At 44.0% G+C, this 3704-nt stretch carries 3 protein-coding genes; 2 read left to right on the top strand and 1 reads right to left on the bottom strand.

The window, feature by feature from the left end; translation table 11 throughout:
- Positions 1-147 precede the first annotated feature (147 nt).
- Positions 148-1758, bottom strand: coding sequence for an NB-ARC domain-containing protein (locus QUB35_RS00270; RefSeq protein WP_333138245.1), 1611 nt, complete (start codon positions 1756-1758; stop codon positions 148-150).
- A 488-nt stretch (positions 1759-2246) separates the two neighbouring features.
- Between QUB35_RS00270 and QUB35_RS00265 the strand changes: the two genes are divergently transcribed.
- Positions 2247-2732, top strand: coding sequence for a pentapeptide repeat-containing protein (locus tag QUB35_RS00265; protein ID WP_333138243.1), 486 nt, complete (start codon positions 2247-2249; stop codon positions 2730-2732).
- A 96-nt stretch (positions 2733-2828) separates the two neighbouring features.
- The coding region (locus tag QUB35_RS00260; protein WP_333138241.1) for a M23 family metallopeptidase at positions 2829-3704 on the top strand (876 nt) is incomplete at its 3' end.

The raw sequence follows: 3704 nt of genomic DNA, 5'->3' as shown, positions 1-3704 counted from the left end.
AGCTATAAAGGGTGCAGACAGGTTAAATAAACCCGCCCTCCAGGTTTTTATAGTTATTTTGAAAGAGGTAGATTGGGGTTGATGGTGGCGCGGGGGCGGGTTTATAAGATTGTCGGTTTTTGGCAATTATTGTCGGTGAACCCGCCCCTACAGAGTTATGTTTTTTACTTCCGTTAACAATGGCAACGGTAGATTTGCACATACTAACTCTGCACAATTCCACTGCCGCAGATACTCATAGACTTCAGAAATAATCGCATTTGCTGCATCTAAATCTCCTGCTTGAGAAGCATGATAGTGCGCTCGGATTAGCGGCTTAATATCCTCGATATCTTGCCATTCTGATTCCGGTTTGAGCGGAATACTGATATAATAATGATAGGCTTTGCTGTGTGCTGTACGGAGATTTTCGGGATTTTGATTTAGCAGGTACTCGCCCTTTTCTCGAACTAGGGGATGCAAGTGATAGGATTTGAGGTGGCGATCGTAATATAGCAATTGTCGGCGTTTGAGTGCCTGAATAATATTTTCTTTAAGTTCATACTTGCTAACTTCTGGCATTTGAGCGCTAATCCCTGCAAAAGATAGCGGATATTCTGAGGTTTGATAGACAGAAATTCGGCTGAGACAAGTTTGCTCGCCGTCGCCCAGACGCGCTATCATTTCATCGATCGCTCTTTCAATATCTCGAATCAGCAACCAGTCTCTCTGGTGCAGAAAAATCCCGACATTTCCCTGAAACTCGGTATCATCTCGAATCAAGGCTGCGACGAGTTGTAAGGCTTTGGGATGTCCTGAATAGCGATCGCACATTTCGGCTAATTCCTCTGCATTCGCAGTCAGATTAAAAGATTGCAATAGGGCAACTGCGGCATCTCGATCCAATCCGTTTAGCTGGATTTCGCGGGTGACTGTTGACGGCAATTCAGCTAAGCTTTCGCGACTGGTGAAAATAATTTTGCTTTGATGTTCTGTTTCTAATAGTTGTTTGAATAACCAAGCATATTCTGCACCATCGTCGGCGAAATAACCAGCCGCTTTTGCCTCTCCTGTTTTCAAAAGTGTGTCGGCGCGATCGAAAACGAGTAAGCAAGGTTTTTCTCTGAGGATTTTGAGCAGATTTTCGGTTTTTTTGCCACAGTCACTTTGAGGATTGACGGCTGCGGTAATGTCGCCGTTGGAGAGGGTGAATAGCAGCGAGTCAATTGTGCGATCGAAGGCGGGTGCTTTGCCTGTTGCCGATTGCAAGGATTGCCAAGCGGCGCAGGTGAAGGGGGTTTTTTCTGTGTGGAGTTGGCGAATTAGTTGGCTGACGAGGGTGGTTTTTCCGATGCCCGGTAATCCGACAATTGAGATGGCGGTGATGTCTGAGTTAATAATAGTAGTTTTTAAGATTTCGAGTTCTTTTGTGCGCTGTACCCAATTTCTGACGGGGGGTAAGTTTTCTGGGAGGGGGAAAGTGCGATCGGTTTGGGAGTCGAGAGGGATATCTGCGATCGCGGCGGCAAAGAGTGGTTCTGTTTTGATATTTTTGTAGCCTTCAGCAATGTATTCCCAGTTTTCTATTTCTACTGCTTTGCAAATATTGATAAAGTTCTCTCGTCTAATTTCTATTTTCGCCCAAAACCGCTTTAAGGTTGCTTTTGAAACTAAAGCGGCAACGCACCAAGTATCCTCAGTTTTATTCCATCCGAGATTGCGTCGTACCATGTCGATGATTTTCAGCCCTTCTTCGGATGCTCTGAGCAAGCCTGCCATTGGTACTCCCCTACGGAAACTCTGCGTTAGTAAAGAATGTTACACGATCTGGTGAGCCGAGAAGTGAGCCAAATGAGACAAATGAGCTAAATGAGCCTTTTTTGCTGAGCCAAATGGTGAGCCGTTTAGCCTATGCAGAGCAAGGATTGTGGAGTATTGTGAAGTGATGAGTCTGGCTTTCAGCTACGTTTGATGGTGCATTTGAGGGGCGATCGGGCATACAGCTTATCTGCTGTTGGAGCAATGTAAAGTTTTATTACAAAAACTGGGCGAACTGCATAAAAAGCAGAGGAAGGCCCTGATAGATATCTAGGAAGGCTTGCAAGGCGGGCTTTGCTGGTTTTGAGGCAACTATATTTGTGAGGAGATGGGATTATGCAATTACTGACAGATGATGTGTTGTTGGGTAGTGCAGTGGATGCAAGTGCGATCGCTACTGCTAAAAGCAATTCTGTTGGCTTCATATCATTGTGCTTAATTCATTTGCCATGTTGAAAAGTTTACACAATCGACACCGTAATTCTTCTTTTTTAGGCTTGTTACTTTTGGAAGTATTCAAGTATCTTGTGTTCCCAATTAGGGTAGCCGAAGCTACCACGTATTCTGTAATACCTACTTCAGAGACGAATAATTGGGTATGTTATATGCAAAAAGGAGATGGTAGAGTGGTGAATCTAACAAGCCTATGTGCCCCCAAAACTCTAAATCCACTAAGGCAATTGTTAACAACTAAGCAATGTCATAAGTGTAATTTGAGCGGTGTAAATTTGAGTGAATCCGACCTACATGATGCTAATTTAAGTGGTGCAGATTTGACGGGAGCCAACTTAAAAGGAGCTAATTTGTTAGGTGCAGATTTGACGGGAGCCAACTTGAAAGGAGCTAATTTATTTGGTGCTAACTTAGCTGGTACTCTTCTAAAGAGCGCTGACCTTAGCGGTGCCACAATGCCTGACGGCACAATAAACCAGTAAAAACAATTACAGGTCAGTCAGACCAACACTTAAATTCAATTGCGATCTTACTAAAAATCACGCATTAGATCGCTTGTCCTGTATTAGCAATGAACCATGAAATTTTTCAATCTACCCAAAATCTGGATGCGCTTGCTGATCGCCTTTACAATAGCTATATCCATACCCCTTCTGTGGGAAGTAACACATGGCAGTAGCTTGGCACAAGTTTTAGTCCAACCAAGAGTTCGGAGGATAGGTCTTCCGTTTAAGGCAGGTCAATATTGGTATGTTTGCCAAGGTTACAATCAACCAACAATTAGTCATGGAAATACTTTTGCTTTTGACTTGTCTTTTGCAAAAAACAGTTTTAGACCAGGAGGAACAGGATGCCAACCAGGTACAAATAGTGCGTCCAACAACCAACCAGTTTTGGCACCTGCAACAGGAAATGTAACTTACATTAATGGTTGGAATGAATTTGTCTGTCTATCGCCTGAATCTGGGGGTGGGAGCCTATTTATTGGTCATTTAAATCCTGCTAGCAGAGTGAAGCCTGGACGTGTAGAAGAAGGAACTGTACTGGGTACGGTAAATCCAGAAAGATCTACTCCCAGCGGATATGCTCACATACACATTGAGCCACGTAAAAACCCGTCATGTACCGGTGGTATAGCTGCGTCAGTGCCTCTTGACGATGCCAATAGCTTTCGGTTCTATGAGTCGCCTAATCTACCAAATACAGGAGCCCGTAACCAGCATTATGGAACTGAGTTAGTAGGTCAGATGAGGCTTGAACCAAGGTTCCGTACTGTTAATGACTGGGCAACAAAACGCGGTTACAGAGGCGGTTATCCAAACTTCCATTGGACTAATTACGGAAAAGGGCCTGTTTACGGTTCAATGCTAATAAAAACTTCGGCAGCAGATTGGAGAGATATACCAGCTAGTGAATTAGGCAACCCTAAAACCCCAGAAGAGCGGTTTCGGGCT

The organism is Microcoleus sp. B13-B6 (genome assembly GCF_036705405.1).
GTDB lineage: Bacteria > Cyanobacteriota > Cyanobacteriia > Cyanobacteriales > Microcoleaceae > Microcoleus.
The sequence above is the reverse complement of the archived record's forward strand: the minus strand, read 5'-3'. Positions and strand labels throughout refer to the sequence as shown.

What these genes read in the sequence shown, in the direction of transcription:
- QUB35_RS00270 (WP_333138245.1), bottom strand. Translation starts at nt 1,758, where the DNA reads ATGGCAGGCTTGCTCAGAGCATCCGAAGAAGGGCTGAAAATCATCGAC.
- QUB35_RS00265 (WP_333138243.1), top strand. Translation starts at nt 2,247, where the DNA reads ATGTTGAAAAGTTTACACAATCGACACCGTAATTCTTCTTTTTTAGGC.